At 59.1% G+C, this 15,036-nt stretch carries 23 protein-coding genes; all 23 read left to right on the plus strand.

Translation table 11 applies throughout. The features are described from left to right. The first annotated feature begins 34 nt into the window (after positions 1 to 34). The 23 genes from ACN8ZM_RS41115 (at position 35) to ACN8ZM_RS41225 (ending at position 15,029) form a co-directional block, all read left to right on the plus strand. Positions 35 to 406: a hypothetical protein gene (locus tag ACN8ZM_RS41115; protein ID WP_420213597.1), complete on the plus strand. Its 372-nt coding sequence runs from the start codon at positions 35 to 37 to the stop codon at positions 404 to 406. 11 nt (positions 407 to 417) lie between these two features. Continuing rightward, the gene (locus ACN8ZM_RS41120; protein ID WP_134256893.1) at positions 418 to 834 is read left to right on the plus strand and encodes a lytic transglycosylase domain-containing protein; all 417 of its coding nucleotides are present in this window, start codon (positions 418 to 420) and stop codon (positions 832 to 834) included. Continuing rightward, the gene (locus tag ACN8ZM_RS41125; RefSeq protein WP_420213598.1) at positions 819 to 1,934 is read left to right on the plus strand and encodes a conjugal transfer protein TrbA; all 1,116 of its coding nucleotides are present in this window, start codon (positions 819 to 821) and stop codon (positions 1,932 to 1,934) included. The genes ACN8ZM_RS41120 and ACN8ZM_RS41125 overlap by 16 nt, the downstream gene beginning before the upstream one ends. Then, positions 1,918 to 2,946, plus strand: coding sequence for a thioredoxin fold domain-containing protein (locus ACN8ZM_RS41130; protein ID WP_420213599.1), 1,029 nt, complete (start codon positions 1,918 to 1,920; stop codon positions 2,944 to 2,946). The genes ACN8ZM_RS41125 and ACN8ZM_RS41130 overlap by 17 nt, the downstream gene beginning before the upstream one ends. A 36-nt stretch (positions 2,947 to 2,982) precedes the next feature. After that, a complete protein-coding gene (locus ACN8ZM_RS41135) occupies positions 2,983 to 5,868 on the plus strand; it encodes a TraM recognition domain-containing protein (protein WP_420213600.1) in 2,886 nt (961 codons plus the stop codon). Then, positions 5,868 to 6,416, plus strand: a complete 549-nt coding sequence (locus tag ACN8ZM_RS41140) for a YcbK family protein (RefSeq protein ID WP_420213601.1) — start codon at positions 5,868 to 5,870, stop codon at positions 6,414 to 6,416. Before ACN8ZM_RS41135 ends, ACN8ZM_RS41140 begins: the two co-directional genes overlap by 1 nt. Before the next feature lie 170 nt (positions 6,417 to 6,586). Further along, positions 6,587 to 7,810: a hypothetical protein gene (locus ACN8ZM_RS41145; RefSeq protein ID WP_134256848.1), complete on the plus strand. Its 1,224-nt coding sequence runs from the start codon at positions 6,587 to 6,589 to the stop codon at positions 7,808 to 7,810. Next, a complete protein-coding gene (locus tag ACN8ZM_RS41150) occupies positions 7,807 to 8,325 on the plus strand; it encodes a hypothetical protein (protein ID WP_091924178.1) in 519 nt (172 codons plus the stop codon). The genes ACN8ZM_RS41145 and ACN8ZM_RS41150 overlap by 4 nt, the downstream gene beginning before the upstream one ends. Positions 8,326 to 8,346: 21 nt before the next feature. Next, complete coding sequence (locus ACN8ZM_RS41155; protein ID WP_134256847.1) at positions 8,347 to 8,955, plus strand: hypothetical protein; 609 nt, start codon at positions 8,347 to 8,349, stop codon at positions 8,953 to 8,955. A gap of 154 nt (positions 8,956 to 9,109) precedes the next feature. Further along, positions 9,110 to 9,340, plus strand: coding sequence for a hypothetical protein (locus tag ACN8ZM_RS41160; protein ID WP_134256846.1), 231 nt, complete (start codon positions 9,110 to 9,112; stop codon positions 9,338 to 9,340). A 126-nt stretch (positions 9,341 to 9,466) separates the two neighbouring features. Next, entirely contained in the window at positions 9,467 to 9,985 is a 519-nt protein-coding gene (locus ACN8ZM_RS41165) for a hypothetical protein (protein ID WP_420213602.1), read from the plus strand. Positions 9,986 to 10,053: 68 nt separating this feature from the next. Then, the gene (locus ACN8ZM_RS41170; protein WP_134256840.1) at positions 10,054 to 10,311 is read left to right on the plus strand and encodes a hypothetical protein; all 258 of its coding nucleotides are present in this window, start codon (positions 10,054 to 10,056) and stop codon (positions 10,309 to 10,311) included. Between the two features lie 29 nt (positions 10,312 to 10,340). Beyond that, complete coding sequence (locus ACN8ZM_RS41175) at positions 10,341 to 10,739, plus strand: hypothetical protein (RefSeq protein ID WP_134256839.1); 399 nt, start codon at positions 10,341 to 10,343, stop codon at positions 10,737 to 10,739. A 35-nt stretch (positions 10,740 to 10,774) separates the two neighbouring features. Continuing rightward, positions 10,775 to 11,116 carry a hypothetical protein gene (locus ACN8ZM_RS41180; protein ID WP_420213603.1) on the plus strand — a complete coding sequence of 114 codons (342 nt, stop codon included), beginning with the start codon at positions 10,775 to 10,777 and terminating at the stop codon, positions 11,114 to 11,116. Positions 11,117 to 11,150: 34 nt separating this feature from the next. Further along, on the plus strand, positions 11,151 to 11,384 hold the full coding sequence (locus ACN8ZM_RS41185) for a hypothetical protein (protein WP_134256837.1): 234 nt from the start codon (positions 11,151 to 11,153) through the stop codon (positions 11,382 to 11,384). 23 nt (positions 11,385 to 11,407) lie between these two features. Next, positions 11,408 to 11,803, plus strand: coding sequence for a hypothetical protein (locus ACN8ZM_RS41190; RefSeq protein ID WP_420213604.1), 396 nt, complete (start codon positions 11,408 to 11,410; stop codon positions 11,801 to 11,803). After that, a complete protein-coding gene (locus tag ACN8ZM_RS41195) occupies positions 11,766 to 11,978 on the plus strand; it encodes an XRE family transcriptional regulator (protein WP_134256835.1) in 213 nt (70 codons plus the stop codon). The genes ACN8ZM_RS41190 and ACN8ZM_RS41195 overlap by 38 nt, the downstream gene beginning before the upstream one ends. A 16-nt stretch (positions 11,979 to 11,994) precedes the next feature. Then, a complete protein-coding gene (locus tag ACN8ZM_RS41200; RefSeq protein ID WP_420213605.1) occupies positions 11,995 to 12,291 on the plus strand; it encodes a hypothetical protein in 297 nt (98 codons plus the stop codon). A gap of 36 nt (positions 12,292 to 12,327) precedes the next feature. Then, the gene (locus ACN8ZM_RS41205) at positions 12,328 to 12,951 is read left to right on the plus strand and encodes a hypothetical protein (protein WP_420213606.1); all 624 of its coding nucleotides are present in this window, start codon (positions 12,328 to 12,330) and stop codon (positions 12,949 to 12,951) included. A gap of 270 nt (positions 12,952 to 13,221) precedes the next feature. Next, positions 13,222 to 13,470 (plus strand): hypothetical protein, encoded by a 249-nt coding sequence (locus tag ACN8ZM_RS41210; RefSeq protein WP_420213607.1) that lies wholly within the window; start codon positions 13,222 to 13,224, stop codon positions 13,468 to 13,470. Further along, on the plus strand, positions 13,467 to 13,805 hold the full coding sequence (locus tag ACN8ZM_RS41215; protein WP_420213608.1) for a hypothetical protein: 339 nt from the start codon (positions 13,467 to 13,469) through the stop codon (positions 13,803 to 13,805). Before ACN8ZM_RS41210 ends, ACN8ZM_RS41215 begins: the two co-directional genes overlap by 4 nt. 224 nt (positions 13,806 to 14,029) lie before the next feature. Continuing rightward, a complete protein-coding gene (locus ACN8ZM_RS41220) occupies positions 14,030 to 14,305 on the plus strand; it encodes an HU family DNA-binding protein (RefSeq protein ID WP_091924207.1) in 276 nt (91 codons plus the stop codon). 19 nt (positions 14,306 to 14,324) lie between these two features. Beyond that, entirely contained in the window at positions 14,325 to 15,029 is a 705-nt protein-coding gene (locus ACN8ZM_RS41225) for a hypothetical protein (protein WP_134256830.1), read from the plus strand. Positions 15,030 to 15,036 lie beyond the last annotated feature (7 nt).

A 15,036-nucleotide genomic window follows, 5' to 3' on the forward strand; every position in this document is an offset into this window, starting at 1 on the left:
CCTTGGAAACCCGCGCAGCGATCTGATTGACCTGATGACTTCCGAAGTCGGTCGGATGGTTGCGCGCCGAATTGATGATGCACATGGATATGACACGGCAAAGCCAAGCAAGGCAGTGCGGTCCGCGGCCGTTCGTATGGTCGAGATCGTCCGGGCGATGGATCGCGACCAGATGGAGGCGTGTCACGCAGAGCTGAACAGGTTTTTCCGGCTGGTCCCGTTCAGCGAAGCGATTCCGGTTGCAATCGAGATCGAACTGAAGTGGCCGCACCACATCGAGACGTTGCCCGAAGCAAATCAGCGGCTCGATCTGATTCGAAAGGGCGGTGAGTACGCGATGATCTTTAGTCCGGAAAAAATCGAGAACGTGCTCGCGTGCATCGCCGAAATCGAGGCGAGGCAATAGCGATGCCATACATGCCGTTCCCTGTTCAGGAGGAGTCATTTCAGGCGTGCGTAGTACAGGCTGAACAGAAGTATTCGGTCCCGTCCTGCATCCTGCGAGCCGTCCATGAAGTCGAGTCGTCGGGCAATCTTAGCCCCGGCATCGTGCGCGCCAACCGCAACGGCACGAAGGACTATGGCATCACGCAGATCAACACGGTGTGGATCAACTATTTCCAGCGGAACTTCGGTATTTCTGCGACGCAGTTTGCCAACAACGCGTGCCTTGCGGTGAATGGTGCGGCTTACATCATTCGATACGAGATCAATGCGTCCGGTGACTTCTGGACTGGCGTTGGGCGTTACCACAGCCGGACCCCCGGCGAACATGACAGGTACGTCAGAAAGGTTGCCACGGAAGCAGAGAGGTTCGGATGCCAGATCAGGTAAGCAATCGTAGCTCGGCTCCGCTCATCATCCTATCGGTCATCATTTTCGGTGTCGCGATGGTGCTGATGTGGCACCTCAAGCACGAGGCTATCACTCAAAAGCTGCTCATCTGGAAGGCTTATGAAGTCTTGCCAATTTCGTACCTTTCCGACACGGCCGATGGATTGAAGGGGCGACTGGTTCTCTACTTCCGCTACGCGCGGGTGATGACGTTCAAGGAAGTATTCATTCTTGGATGGCAAATCGGCGCGTTCTACGTTGTGATCCCAGTCGGATTGAGCGTTTGGATCGCGTGGAAAGCTTCGCGGCATCCGGTCGTTCTCGCAACGCGCGTCCATACCGTGCAATCGCTTCTTGAGGTGCAGAGCAAGTCGTTCTCGGCCGTTGCTCCGATCCTTCGGCGCGACCTGACTGATGACCCTTCGCCTGAATGGGCTTCGTCCATGCATCCCGAAGAGTGGGTTGCCGAGCATGGATTGATCGTCAATGAGCGGTTGGAGGTCGATCGGACAAGAGATCTGCTGGTTGGGCAGTTAGGCAATCCGGTCAAGTCGCTCTCGAAACTGAAAGCACACGAGAAAGCACTGTTCGCGATCTTCGGGCTACGGGTGTTCTTCAAGGACACGAAGGCTTCGCAAGCATTGATTGATGCGCTCAACTACAGCGCGGTGAACGTCAGGTCGAAGCCGAATTTTTCACTGGCGCGCGAAGCGTTTGAGCGGTGCGCGAGCGCGAAGCCGGCGAAGAAGTGGCTGATGAAACATCCGTATCCGAGGACGCTTCTGATGGCGCTGCTTATCGAGTCCAGGCAGATGGGCGTGCTTCCGTCGTCAAACTTCATTTGGCTCAAGCCTTTGGATCGCGCGCTTTGGTATCCGTTGAACACTGCTGGTCGGAAGGTGCCGTTCATGGAGTCGGCCGGCGTCTTCAATCAAATGCAAGCCGAGGAAGTGGCGTGGGACAACAACTGCGTGCTTACTGATCCCCACGTTGACGATGCGATCAGGGGGCTCCAGCAATACCTCGAAGAGACCGGCATCCTTGATGCACCGACGAAAAACGAATTTACGCTAAGGAATCCAAATGAGACTCAGCCTTGAAAGAAACGCTCCGATGCCGAAAGATTGTGTGCTGATCGAACCGGACGGGACGGTGTTTATGTCGTTCATGCAAACCGGCTTTATCAAGGCAATTTCACGCACCAAGTACGCGAGTGGCGACGCCGCGGCAACGGGAGCGTTCGTGGTGTCGTCGGCGCAACCGAAGGAAGGAGACGAGGGCGATGCGATGCATGCGCTGACATTCGTCAGCGAGGTTGCCGGCGACGAGAAGATCGTGATTCTGGAGCGGTTTCATACGAAGGACGAAGCCGACGCGGCATGGTCGATGGTACATCGCTCGCTTCGTCGGTTTGTGGTCAATGAGCGGCGCAAACGTGCCTGGCGAACTTTCCTGCGATACGTTGGCGTACCGTTTATCGTGCTCGCCGTGGGGATGGCGATGGTGCGCTATCTCGATTCTCACAACGGCTCGCTCGAAGCCCTGAACGCGATTATGCGCGCGGCGGGGACCATGGGCGGCTCGTCGGCCGTTCAGAGCAGTTCTCAGCTTCAAGGCGCGCAGCCCGTCGCGGGCGCTGGCGCTGAGGCGCCCGTTGCTGGCGCGTCCCATGCTGCCGCGGTTTCGACCGTCTCGCAGATGGCGTCGATTCACTTCGGGCTGGACAATCAGCCGCCCGAAAAGACCCTGTATGTCTACTCGGACCCGAACTGTCCTGCTTGTAAGCAGTTCGAGGCGCACATTGACAATCTGGCAAAGGACTTTTCCATCTACGTGCTGCCCGTTGCCTACCAGGGGAATGACCGCGGCATGGCTGCGGCCGATTCGCTCTGCGCGAAGGATCAACAAGCAGCGTGGACTCAAGCGGTTGGCGGTGTGTTGTTTCCCGCCGGAAGCGATTGCCTTGCCGGCTATACCGGCGTGAAGGCGAACATGCAGCAGTTCGAGCGACTCGGCTTCAATTCGACGCCGCGCGTTGTGAGCGGGACGGGTTTCATCTTCCCGGAAGGTGCACCGGCTAGTACGATTCGGCTGCAAGCTGCCGAGAAGTAAAACCCGCGCGAGCAACCGACACGAATCGACCGGCGCATGGCACAACAATACGGCACCTCGCAACGCCAGGAGTTATCGCAACGGCGTATCACGCTAGATCCGCGCACGTTCCTCGAACGTGTCGGCGGGTCGTTGACGCACCCGCGCACCTATGCACGATTCCAGATCGCGATGGCGGTGTTTTCGTGCGTTCTGGCCTTCGTCTGGTTGCCGATCACCATCGCCATGGTGTTGCTGCAAATCTGGTTCTCATGGCAGCGGCACGAAATGCCGATGCGCTACCCGAAGGACTTGGGTGGTATCGATCCGTCGCTCGATGTCGAAAAGCCGAATCCAAAAGGAAAGGGCGAGATTGTCGAGCGGAACGAGGCAGACGGCATCCTTTACCTCGGGAATCAGCGTTCCATCGACAGAGCGGAACACCTCAAAGAGCTATGGGTCACCAACTCCGATGCGCGGACCCATATGCTGCTGATGGGGACGACGGGCTCCGGCAAGACGGTGACCTTGCTGAGCCTGTGTTTCAACGCTCTCGCGTGGGGCTCAGGATTCTTCTACTCGGATGGCAAAGCCGATTCGAGTCTGCATGCCGCAGTGTGGTCGTTGTGCCGCCGCGTCGGGCGAGAGGACGATTATCTCGTCTTGAACTTCATGACGGGCGGAGCGGACCCGTACAAGAAAAAGAAGTCCACCGAAAAGACGTCGAACGGTACGAATCCATGGTTCGAAGGTGGCCCGGACTTCTTGTCGCAACTCTCGTCGTCCCTTCTTCCGAAGGCTAGCGGAGACGGCGCGCAGTGGCAGCAGAAGGCCGTCAACATGATGGACGCGCTCATTCGGACGCTTTGCTACGAGCGCGCGGTTGGCAACATCACACTTTCGATCGGGGTGATCCGCGAATACCTGGCGCTGCCGAACCTTGTGAAGTTGTACCTGAAGGGCAAGAAAGGGGAGATTCCTGAGTTCGCCTTCCTACCGATCAAGGCATACCTCGAAACCGGTCTGCCGGGCTTCAAGCCGGATCAGGCAGACAAGCCGGATAAGTGGGATCAAACAGTGTGGGATCAGCACGGCTACTTGACCGGCCAGTATGCCCGCACGCTATCCATGCTGATGGACACCTACGGGTACATCTTCAAGGACAAGTATTCGGAAGTGGACATGATGGATGTGCTGCTGAATCGGCGCATTCTGGTGGTCATGATTCCGACGCTGGAGAAATCGTCGCAGGAGGCGGCGAACCTCGGCAAGCTCGTCGTTTCGAGCATTCGATTGATGATGGCAATGAACCTCGGGCATAAGCTCGAAGGGACGTACAAGGACATCATCGATACGAAGGCCACGAAGTCTCCGGCACCGTACATCATCACGATGGACGAACTCGGCTACTACTTTGCCGAAGGCATCGCGCTCATGTTCGCTCAGGCCCGAAGTCTGGGCTTTATGATGATCGCGGCGGGGCAGGACATTGCCGCCATGGCAAAAGGGGAGAACAAGGAAGAAGTCGATTCGATGATCGCCAACACGAAGATCAAGTACACGTTGGCTCTCGAAGATCCCGACAAGACACTCGACGTCTTCAAGAAGGTCGCGGGTCAGGCGATTACCGTTGAAACTGGCTCCTATGAGGGGTCGGTGAACAACTTCACCTCCACGAATTACCGGCAGAACCTTACCGGTTCGATCCAGCGGCGTGATCGCATCGAACTGCAAGAGTTGAAGGCACTGAAGGAAATGCAGGGTGTCCTGATCTTCAAGGATCAGGTGACGCGCGCGCGTAGCTTCACGTGGTTCTTCTCGAGCAAGTTTTCCGATCTGCCGTTCCGGTTGAACCGCTTCCTGCAGGTCGATCGGCCCAAGAGGGAAGACCTCGCCGAAAAGCTGAAGCCGATCGACCAGGCGGATGCTCGGTTCACGACAATCGACCGGATCATGAAGAAGATCCGCCTCGGCCGTGCGCCGACCTACATCGGAACGATCGATCCGATTACGGATGCTTTGCTCGACACCTATCGCGCGATCGAGACTCACAATCCGAATGAGACGGCGATCAATCGAGGCATTGCGTACTACGTCGCGGCCGTTGCTGCGATGCGCAAGCACAAGGCTGATGATGCAGGCCGGTATTGGGAGCCGATCGAGGTCGATCCGGCAACCTTGGATGATGCGCCGCCCATCGATGTGCCGGGCGAGGACGACGCACCGATGGCTTTCGCTCGTCCAGCGAGCGGAGATTCCGCCGTGCAGGACGGGACGCGGAATCCGGTCTATCACGATCCGCCGTTGCAGGAGAAAGCGAAGGAAGGAGAATCCTTCGAGGACTTGGTGCGGCAATTCACCGAGGCTCCATCCGAAGCGAGACAGACCGATCCGGCGGCGTTCGTGCCGCCGGATTACGACGCCGCCGAGACTGTTCCGCCGGCGATCGCGGGAGCCGCTACCGCTTCGAGGGCGATTGAGCCGGCGTCCGATCCGATGGACGGCATCCCGGCTGCGGCCGACGATCTCGACGCTTTCCTGCGGCGCTTCCAGCCGCCTGAGGACGAGGGTGCAGTGGATGGTGGTGCTGCCGATAAGACGGAGGGCGATCCCGTGACGAACACGGTCGGGCAGCCTCCGACCGGTGCATTCGCAGAGGAGGTCGTGACCGATCTGGACGCAGTGCTCGCGGCAAACATTGGCGAGCGGCAAGCGAAAGAGGTGGTGATCGGCTTCACGGAGAAGACCGCCGAAACCTTGGTGAAGATCGAAGAGGCGCTCGGTAGCGAAAGCCCGGTGGAATCCATGAAGACCACTGAGGCCGAGATATCGGCTCAACTGAAGTGGACCAAGCCGGTGGATGAGATGTCGGAAGCTGATCTTGACAGCATGTTCAGCAACATCGAGGCAACGATCAGCCGGTCGGCAAGCAGGGTGAGTTGATGATCACACGACGAGAGTTTTGCAAGGCGTTTGCTGCCTCCGCGGCAATAGCCCCTTTGGTCAAACCCGCGCAGGCAAGCAACCAGGCCGGCCAGGCCGGCCAGGCCGTTCCCACGCTGTTATGGGTCCGCCGGGGTGCTGACGAGGCGAAGGTCGATTACTCGACTGACGAAGGATTCCGGGCCATCTGCTGGATGTTGCGCGACGTGAGGGCAGGGGTGGTTGGGACGCCATCTTGGTCGCTTCTACAACAGTGGTCGTGGATGCAGGCGTGGCTTGCGGCCTACGGCACGCATGCCCGGTTCGATATCCATTCCGGACTCAGAACCAAGGCGACGAACGACTACTACGAAGGAGCGCTCGCATCCTATCACCTGCCTGATTCCAACATGGTGTTCCGCGCCGGCGACTTCAGTTCACCGTCCGTCTCAAGCGAGTACATGGGGCGGCTCGCCTTTTTATCTCAGCAGGGCGGCGTAGGCTTTTACACGCGAAATTTCACTCATACCGACGTGAGGGGACGGGTGGTCTTCTGGCGCTCGAAGTAGGGCGGGGGCGGTACGCAAACGGTTGCCGGGCCGTCAGTGCGCTAACGCACACTCAGGTAATACAAAATGTTGCGGGAAATTACCCCCTCGGGGATGCTGTACGGATTGTGTGCAACGCACTCTTAGATGCGTATAATCAATGCGATACATAATCCACAACGGAGTACCGCATGGTTTCCAGTGTTGCGGGACAAGGTCCATTTCCTGGCGGCGCAACCTCGGCACCGTCATTTTTCAGCCAGAAACCGATCACAACCCTAGTTGGCGGGGCGCTTCATGTCAACAAGGCTGCCCTGTCAGCACGGGCGCAAGCCGCTCCTGGCGTGGCATCCGACGATGACGGGCTGTTTCTGCGCCTGATCGCCGCAATCCGGCGCTTCTTTGCCCGCCTCTGCCGGGTCATCCTTCCCTCCAAGTTTTTCGCCTCCTCGGTTGAAGACAATAGTCGTCCAGATGGCCTCTCGGTGTCGGCCCAGGGCGGCCCGTTGCCGGCCGTTTCCGAGACCGAAGAGGAACTGGTGATCGACGGATTGCCCGAGTCCAGTCTTGATCGTGTCCGGCAGACCATCGATGAGATGGTCAATGTGGCGGTGGGCGACACGCTTCCGAACTCGTTGAAGACGGCTCTTGCGATGCCCGAGCTTGGTCGTCGCCAGGCATTTCGCGTGTTCTTGCAGCAGAACTTTGGCGACACTCGCCAGATGCGAGAGGTACGCGTCGAGCTTCGCAGGCAGATCGAGGAAATGATCGAGCCGTTCGCCAGTGAACACGGCATCGACAAGGAAACGGCGTTGACGCTGTTCCGTGCCGACCTCGAGAGCGGGGGCGGGGTAATCGCAGAGCGCGTAGATCCGAATTCTGAAATCCGGGGCCATGTGGCCGAGTTGAAGCGCCTGGAAACGGCATTGGCCGCGCTGGCGAAAGCGCGTGGCACGATCTGCGCTCGAGCAATCGAAGCCGGGGTGTACACCCGCGAAGAGCTTGGGGCTGTTGTTGCGGCGCAAGGTCTCGACACGGAGTTCCTGTTCAAGGCGGAGGCGGTGGCTGCGCAACCGGCCGAAGCAATGCCTGAGCGCGATTCGTCGACTGCAATTGCGCAGGCAAACGTCGTCTCGATGGCCGACTACCGTCAATCGGCGGACGCTCCCGTGCCCGCGGACTACACACCGGCGGAAGGTGAGCCATTGTCGCCGGCGGTTGCCGCGGCAGTGGATATGCTCGTTGAGCAGGGCGTCATCGAACCGGGGCAGGCGCAGGAGATTGCGCAGTCTGCCGTCGTTGACGCTGCGCTGAGTGACGAGTCGGAGTTCGAGTTCGAAGCGGATACGAACGGGGATGACCTGGGCGACTTCTTCAAGAAAGACAGTGCTTCCAAGCCTGCGCCGAAACTATGAGTCAAAAATCAAAGGAAGGACCGATCCGGTCACTTGATCTGGAAAAGTGGCGGACCAAGCACGGCCTCACCATCAGCGCAGCATGCGAACTGCTCGGTTTGCAGCGTGCAACGTGGGCAGAGCTTCAAAAGCATCCGGAAAAGGAAGTAGAAGACGCGACTGTGTGTGCGCTTGTCACTCTGTACGAGCGGTATCCCAAGGAAACGATGCCCATTACGCGCGTTATCAATATCCGGGAGCGCATGGTCAATCTTGGCTACGATCCGGATAACCCGAAAGATAAAAAGAGCTTTGCCGGAGCTACCGGCCGTGAGGCGGCAGCAGTGTACCGGTGGGTGAACGGGCAAGGTAACGTGAGCAAGCCGGTGGAGCGCCTCCTGGAGGCACTGGATCGCCTGCCTACCGAGTCGGGCAAGAAGAAGCGAAACGTGCTTGAAAGCGTGGCGATGGAGGTCGCGGATCGAGCCGGTATTCGCGATCCGCTGTCGCGAGGGTCGTGGCGTCGTGAGAGCTAAAGAAGGTTTAGGGGAAGGGTGATGATAAAAACGAAGCGCCCTGGTATCGACGTGACGGTGGTGCTCTTCTACAAGGCTGGCAGTGTGCCGGCACGCATCGACGTTGGGGACATCACATTGCCGCTGTCCCGGTCGATACGTGGCTATACGACTGGCCTGTCGGGGCATCAACGCCTCGATGGCCTGATGTACGCTCGACAGCACGCGGATGCCAAACGGCTGGAAATGATCGTCATCGATCTTCTGGTCGGCTTCACGCAACCGATTTACACCAAAGTGCTTCCGCCCGAGCTTGTGGCAGAACACGACGTGCTCAACCTGTTCCGGGTTTCCAAGAGCCTGATTGCTGAGATCGCGGAGCACTGGAAGAAGTGGGTCAAGGACGAAGAAGGGGCGTCTGCCGAGAATCAGTACGACTGGTCCCGTCCCACGGACTTCGTGGCGCGACGGCCGGATCTGTTGCCGCGGCTGTTGAAGCTGAAACAGTTCTCGCACATCAATGTGGTAACGCACCCTGTGCTGACTGCGTTCAGTGATCGACCGCTGACTGCAACGTCATTCCGAGTGGGCTACGACCACATCGAACAGGCGTCCGCGCGTTTTCATCCGGACATCGAAGTCGTCGTATAGAGCAACGCGGCAGTGCTTCAACGAGCCCCGGCATCAATCGATGCGCGGGGCTTTTCTATTTGTGCCTGCGGAAAAGAAATTTGTAACGACGTTGCCGGTTTTCCGATCTCAGCGCCATTTGTGAGGGTGAGCATGGTGTCCGCTGGAGATAGGAATGAAAAAGTTCTGCATGGTGTGTCCCGGTCTTCGGACCGCGATTCCCGACGATCTGCATGATCAGTTGCGGTCGCTGCCCGGTGTGCAGCTTGAGCGCGTTTCATCGGGGATCGTCAGCCTATGGTTCGACGGCACTGAAAACGAACTGCGCATGCTACTCGCTCAAACGGCATGGCCCGCCCTGAATGCTCGGATCAGCGAGAGCCGTGTGTATCGCTTGCAATCGTAGGGAGCAGTGCGATCTCTGCATCTGAATGGTGAGAATAAATTGATCTATAGATCAAGAAAAATGCTTGACGATGATTGATCTATAGATCAATAATTGGCCTATCGGGTTTTCGTCGTGAGTGGCACGATGAGCGCCGACCCACACGACCACGTAGAGGCCGACATGTACGCAGTAATCAAGGCAGAACTGGAAGCGGCACGCGGGCAAGAACGCCTCCACGGCGCAATCGACCGTGCCGACGAACTGTTCGCGGCGGGAAGCACTCCTGAATTCGTCATCAAGAAGCTGCGCGAACAGGCCGCGACGCTCGCAGGCCCTGGCACCCATCCGCTGATTCGCGCCGGCTCGATAGCGCTGTCGGATGTGGCGGCCGTTATCGAAACCGCCTATCAAGCGATCAATGTTGGCCGAGTGATCGCCATCGCGGCTGACCATTTGTCCGGACCCTATGTGGAGGCCATCACCAGCCTTCCATCTGAAACATCGCGCGTCGACACCGAGTTCAGCATTGAGTGGGCGCGCAACAACCCCGACCTGTTCGCCGCGAAGTACAACAAGTTTTTTCAATCGTTCCGGGATGGATGGGAAATTTCGAGCCACGCCCGACCGGGCTTCTTAACGCTGATCGCTAAGCGCAGCGCCTAAACACCTCAAGGTGTATCCGCTTCGCTAACAACCGCGCCCGCCCTGCGGGCTTCACCGAGGGGAACGAGATGGACCAGCAGATTTTGGCCGACGACCTTACGCCGCGCGAAGGCCAAGAGTACGGCACCCAGTATGCATGCGCGAACTGTGACGCAGAAGATGGTCTGTTCGGTCGCTTCTACCGCGTGAGAGAGGAGCCGACGCTCTGGTGGATGGGGCTAGATCGAAATGGTCAGGCCCACTACTTCTGCGATGACTGCAAGACTCTTGGCTTCTGCGTGGTACCGAGCATGCCGCGCGATGCAGCAGACGGCAGGCTCGCCTGAACAACCGCTCCGGCTACAGGAGAACGACGATGGGAACCATCAAAGCAGAAGACATCAAGGGCGGCGACACGATTGTAGTCGGCGGATCGAGCTATCGCATCGGGAGTGTCGAGCACGGCGCAGTCGAAATCGTGGTGCACACAACGCAACGCGTTTGGGGCGAGGCATTCGACACGGTGTCGTTCAGCTTCAATCGCGGCGAAGACGTTCGGCTTGCCGAACAACCGTTGCCGCAAAAGGCGAAAGGCGTGCCGGAAGATCAACTCGTGAGTGCGGTAGAGCTGCTGAAGGCGCTCAAACGCGACCTCATGCATGCTCGCCGGTTTGGGCCGGACACGCTCGCGAACTACCGCCGCGCCTGTTCGGCGGCCGAAGGTGACGTCGAAGCTTGGCTCATCGAGCATGGCCACATGAAACCGACAGCCTGAACAACCATAGACGCACCATCAGCGACCAACCAAGTATGGAGCCAATCATGTTTCGAACGCGTCACCTGAAGTGGGAAATCTGCGGATGCTGCGCCGGCAATGGTCAGGTTGAGCACCCGGCTTTTTCGAATGGCATCACGTCGAGCGAGTGGGCCGAAATGTCGCCTGAAGAGCAGGGCACGTACATGAGCGGTGGCTATGACGTGGCGTGTGTGCAGTGCGCGGGCACGGGCAAGGTGCAGGTGCCCGACGTGTGGCGCATGGCGTTCGGAGAAAAGCGCGAGTATGTGCTGTATTTGCGCGAGCGCGCAGCGGACGCGCGTGCTGCCAGCGAAATCGCGGCGGAAGTTGCTGCTGAACGTCGTATGGGGTGCTGACATGCGGACGCTCCACCAAGCCGCTGAGTTTGGCATGATCGCAGGCATGTATGCGCGTGAGCGCGCTGCGCATCCTAGCATGCGTGCGCTGACGATCTTCCGATGGTTGCGTGACGACCAGGGTCTCACGCTCGAACAGTTCGAGTGTGAGACGGAGCGCGGCCACTCGTGGAGCTTCACGGGCACGGCATACGGTGGCGATGATTCGAGCTATATGGGCGAAGGCCGCTGTTACTGCGCGTACTGCGGTGCAGATGGTGACGCCTGATTGCGATGGGAAATCGACACCACGTGACGATGTTCGGTCGAAACGAACCGATTTACTGGCCGACTCCTCGCGAGCTTTCTGATGCGGAACGTGCCATCGTCATGCTGTATCGCGTGGGCGCGGTCAATGTGGCGGGACTGGAAGGCTTTGAGGACCGGACGATGCGGTTGCTGAGGAAGCGGAAGACGGTCGGCATCTTTTCGGGCGACAAGCTGGTCGGAATTGTTCGACATCGCTTTCCGGGAGATGAGACCGTCGTGTACACGTTGACGGGGATGAGATTGCCCGTTCTCTTCGGCGCGGCGGGCGAGGAACTACAGGACTATAGCCAGAGCATAATTGCGCTCCACTCACTGATTATTGACGATTCGATAGGAGCCAATGAAACAGGCAACGACGTATCCGGTTCTGACGCCTGACGAGGCGAAAGAACTATTGCGACGCAAAGGGTGGTCGAACAAGGCCCTTGCGTCGTGGTGGGGTTTTTCGGAGGAGTACATCAGCCGCACGATCAACAACGTAGATCGCAAGCGTCGCGACGACGACGCGCTCCGCGGCTTGCCGAAGTGCCCGAAAGCCCTGATCGATAACTAACTGTGCAAGGTACCGTATGTACGACATTCTCGAAGTGCTGTTTTTTCATCAACCGGGCGCGGACAAGCGAGCCGCGCTCGACCATCTGCAAGAAGCGTTGAATGGCGATTTCGAGGTTGAAGGGCACGAGTTCGTAACCGAGACGCCGTTGGACGACTCCCGCCAGGTCGTGCGGATTGTCTCGGCAAGTGAGGAGTTCGAATCCGGGCAGGAATTCGAGGAGCGTGTGCGCGAGCTGGCCTCGGAAGATGTGTTTCCTTGGCAGCGTATCGGTGCGGTTCCCGTGGGCGGCACCGAGACGGTGCTCGGCTAGGGGCGCGACCAAATAACCTCAATCAGCGGAGCGATTATGAAGCAACCAGCGGTGGACGACAGCAGCGCATTCGCGGCCGTCGCCCGTGCTTTCCTTGACGGTGCGAACCTTGCCCGATGCGATGTTCGTGACGGTATCGTGACGACGAAAGTGGTCTTCGGGCGCGAGCGCCTGGACGATGGGCGGCCGTCGATATCACTCTCTGCGGCCGACGCGAAGTCGATGTGGTATTACGCGTACAACATGCTGTCGATTGATGGCATGTCGTCCCACGCAATATTCGACCCATCAGTTCGCCAATCGTCAGTGATCCGTCGAGCCGTGGACGGATCGGATGTCGTGCTCACATTCGAATCGATTCCTTGTGGCGATGGCGTCATCGTTGTGCTTGGCAATCGGACGACACCACAGATCTTCCTCGAGCAGTTGGTGCGCGAGATCGAAGCGGAGGTTGTTGCGTCGCGGGCCGATAGCGCTGACGAGTGGCCAGAAATCGACCTGCTTCAGGTGGTCGGCGAGCAGTTTGCCGCCGGGCGAGGTGTCGTGCGCTTGCAGCCTGGCATGACCGACGGGATGATCGCCACGGTCATCAAGGCGGCCGCGTCTCATGGGAAGCCGTTCCAGGTAATTCCTGCGGAATCGGCTGGCGCGACCAAATAACCTCAAGATTCGGTGCCAGTTGGCCCATGGATTCGTAAGGTGAAAAAGGGGGACTCCCGATGACTAAGAGACGCTACACGGCTGAGCAGCGTCGCTGGTGCAAGACATACCGCAGCGAAACCGGATTCACGGCGATAATGGACTCATTTGAGAGCGGTCGGGCGACGTTTCACGAGGCCGCTGCGATCGCAATCCGCTGGTATGAGGCACATTCAAGCGACGTCCATTTGCGCATCCAGCGCGCACTGCCTCCGCAGGAGTAGGAAATTGATGGAAGCGATTTTGAGTGAGACGGAGCGGGCGGCGATTCGTGCCGTAGCCGCGGGCGACAAGGCCCGATTGCCAGATGCGCGCGCGGCGTTCGATCGCGCTTCGCGGACGCATGGAGTTGAAGCATGTGTCGAGCTTCAGTTCATGGCCGAGGTTCTTGCGCCGGTGCCGGATCTGCTGCTGCGTTCGCAGTACCGTGCAGCCGTGTTGCGGCAACCTCGTTCCGCTGGTGGTGAGAAGGTGCAATGACATCGCCAATCGATAGCGCAATCAACGCGGCGGTTCGATGCGTCAAATGCGGAGCCCTGGGCGTTGGTACGTGTAGTTGCGGGCGGCTGTTTGATGCGGAGCGGCGTGGTGAGGTCGTCGCCGGCGAGTTAGTCGAAGCTTTGCTCGCAGATGGAGAATCACGCGAGCACGCGGCAGCATTTGCGAAGCGCTTTGTTGCGCGACTTGCCGGAGACATCGACGATATGGACAGCGAGATGCGACTGGCGTACGCGGTGGCTCTGATGCGATGTCTGCATGAAATCTTCAACGAAGACTCGACGGAAGACGCCAGCAGCACCGGTACTGGAAAATGACGAACTGAGCTTCCCGATACACGTGCGGGCGCCTCGCGTTGCGTCTTGGCGACTACCAGGGGCCGGCCGAAGTATTTCGCCGGACGCTCAGCAGCATCCGGATGACGATCTAGCGCGCCGGCCGCCAGATCGACCCCCCAATTTTCTTGACTGGCAGGCAAATAATTGCGAATATGCCGAAAAGTGCGTATCGTGCATGTGATACGTAAAACCGGGAGGTGGCTATGACGAAAGACGAACTGGTTGCCCTGATCGCGGAGCGGACCGGTGCATCAAAGGCTCGGGCCGCGAGCGCTCTCGAAGCTGTAATCGACGGTTTGACAACGAGCATTCGCAGGGACGGATACGCGAAGATCCATCGGCTGTGCTCCTTCTCTCTGGTCAAAAGAGCACCCCGGAAAGGGCGCAATCCGCGTACCGGAGAAGTCGTTCCGGTGCCGGCGCGCCGGGTCGTGAAAATCAAGCCGCTCCAGGCGTTGCGCGACGCCGTGGAGCGCTAATCAGGCGGAAATTCGCAAGGTGAGCATGGAAACGGAAAATGCATTGCCGGGAGACCAAGCCCCGGCGCTTCCTAGCGGCTCGAAGGTCGAGATGACGCCGTTGGGCAAGCTGGTAATCGCCTTGGTCGCCATTGGCGTCGGGTTTGCGGCGTGGACTTACTACCAAGGGCAGGAGAGCCGCCCGCATGGGGTCGCGGCGGCCAACCATCCGGCTATGCAGCCGGTGGCGCGTGAGGCGGCTCGGCCGTCGCAGACACCGACCGGCGCTCCGTCGTCCGATCAGGTCTTCCGCGTGCTTGAGAAGGAGCGGCGCGACCGCGCCATACAGGTTGCCGCGTGGCGTGCAGTTTCCGAGTCGAGCAGGCAGCAGGTTGCCGATTTGGCGTCGGCAATGGAAGCCCTCGATGCCAAGGTGGCTGCAATCCAGAAGATGCCTGCCCCGCCGCGCCCCGCCAAGGAAGAAGTAGCCGAAGGTGCGAGGGCGGTTCACAAGGCGGCTGATGCCGCGAAGGCTACGGCGTCGATCGATGTCGCATCGCTCCCGATCGAGACGGTGACGGCTCAAGCAATGGGGCTGACCGGCTTCGGAAAGGGCGTGGTCGGGATCGGCGGCCAGAAGCTCTCGGTTGGGCAATCGCTGCAACAGGGGGAGACGATCGTGGCGATCGACCCGGAAAGCAGATCGATCGTCACCAACCGGCGAATCATCAACGTGACGAATTGAGGTAACG

The sequence above is a fragment of the Burkholderia aenigmatica genome, from assembly GCF_048627025.1.
Classification (GTDB): Bacteria; Pseudomonadota; Gammaproteobacteria; order Burkholderiales; family Burkholderiaceae; genus Burkholderia; species Burkholderia aenigmatica.

Coding starts and splice junctions, on each gene's coding strand:
- ACN8ZM_RS41115 (WP_420213597.1), top strand. CDS start 35: ATGACTTCCGAAGTCGGTCGGATGGTTGCGCGCCGAATTGATGATGCA.
- ACN8ZM_RS41120 (WP_134256893.1), top strand. CDS start 418: ATGCCGTTCCCTGTTCAGGAGGAGTCATTTCAGGCGTGCGTAGTACAG.
- ACN8ZM_RS41125 (WP_420213598.1), top strand. CDS start 819: ATGCCAGATCAGGTAAGCAATCGTAGCTCGGCTCCGCTCATCATCCTA.
- ACN8ZM_RS41130 (WP_420213599.1), top strand. CDS start 1,918: ATGAGACTCAGCCTTGAAAGAAACGCTCCGATGCCGAAAGATTGTGTG.
- ACN8ZM_RS41135 (WP_420213600.1), top strand. CDS start 2,983: ATGGCACAACAATACGGCACCTCGCAACGCCAGGAGTTATCGCAACGG.
- ACN8ZM_RS41140 (WP_420213601.1), top strand. CDS start 5,868: ATGATCACACGACGAGAGTTTTGCAAGGCGTTTGCTGCCTCCGCGGCA.
- ACN8ZM_RS41145 (WP_134256848.1), top strand. CDS start 6,587: ATGGTTTCCAGTGTTGCGGGACAAGGTCCATTTCCTGGCGGCGCAACC.
- ACN8ZM_RS41150 (WP_091924178.1), top strand. CDS start 7,807: ATGAGTCAAAAATCAAAGGAAGGACCGATCCGGTCACTTGATCTGGAA.
- ACN8ZM_RS41155 (WP_134256847.1), top strand. CDS start 8,347: ATGATAAAAACGAAGCGCCCTGGTATCGACGTGACGGTGGTGCTCTTC.
- ACN8ZM_RS41160 (WP_134256846.1), top strand. CDS start 9,110: ATGAAAAAGTTCTGCATGGTGTGTCCCGGTCTTCGGACCGCGATTCCC.
- ACN8ZM_RS41165 (WP_420213602.1), top strand. CDS start 9,467: ATGAGCGCCGACCCACACGACCACGTAGAGGCCGACATGTACGCAGTA.
- ACN8ZM_RS41170 (WP_134256840.1), top strand. CDS start 10,054: ATGGACCAGCAGATTTTGGCCGACGACCTTACGCCGCGCGAAGGCCAA.
- ACN8ZM_RS41175 (WP_134256839.1), top strand. CDS start 10,341: ATGGGAACCATCAAAGCAGAAGACATCAAGGGCGGCGACACGATTGTA.
- ACN8ZM_RS41180 (WP_420213603.1), top strand. CDS start 10,775: ATGGAGCCAATCATGTTTCGAACGCGTCACCTGAAGTGGGAAATCTGC.
- ACN8ZM_RS41185 (WP_134256837.1), top strand. CDS start 11,151: ATGATCGCAGGCATGTATGCGCGTGAGCGCGCTGCGCATCCTAGCATG.
- ACN8ZM_RS41195 (WP_134256835.1), top strand. CDS start 11,766: ATGAAACAGGCAACGACGTATCCGGTTCTGACGCCTGACGAGGCGAAA.
- ACN8ZM_RS41200 (WP_420213605.1), top strand. CDS start 11,995: ATGTACGACATTCTCGAAGTGCTGTTTTTTCATCAACCGGGCGCGGAC.
- ACN8ZM_RS41205 (WP_420213606.1), top strand. CDS start 12,328: ATGAAGCAACCAGCGGTGGACGACAGCAGCGCATTCGCGGCCGTCGCC.
- ACN8ZM_RS41210 (WP_420213607.1), top strand. CDS start 13,222: ATGGAAGCGATTTTGAGTGAGACGGAGCGGGCGGCGATTCGTGCCGTA.
- ACN8ZM_RS41215 (WP_420213608.1), top strand. CDS start 13,467: ATGACATCGCCAATCGATAGCGCAATCAACGCGGCGGTTCGATGCGTC.
- ACN8ZM_RS41220 (WP_091924207.1), top strand. CDS start 14,030: ATGACGAAAGACGAACTGGTTGCCCTGATCGCGGAGCGGACCGGTGCA.